1 pseudogene is annotated in these 287 nt (G+C 60.3%); it reads left to right on the forward strand.

The features are described 5' to 3' along the window. Window positions 1-287: pseudogene (locus AC0L20_RS40805) on the forward strand (quinone-dependent dihydroorotate dehydrogenase); the annotation flags it as partial.

Below are 287 nucleotides of genomic sequence, written 5' to 3' on the forward strand. Positions count from 1 at the left end.
GCCATCGACGGGTTTGCACAGTTGGGTTTCGGTTTCGTCGAAATCGGCACCGTGACCCCTCGGCCGCAACCGGGCAACCCCAAGCCCCGGATCTTCCGCCTGCCGGACGCCGAGGCGATCATCAATCGCATGGGCTTTAACAACCTGGGGGTGGACCATCTGCTTTCGCGGGTTGAGGCGGCGAAGTACAAGGGCATCCTCGGTATCAATATCGGCAAGAATTTCGACACGCCGGTGGAGCGTGCGGTGGACGATTACCTGATCTGCCTGGATAAGGTCTACGCCCA

This window comes from Bradyrhizobium sp. Kon58 (assembly GCF_055807455.1).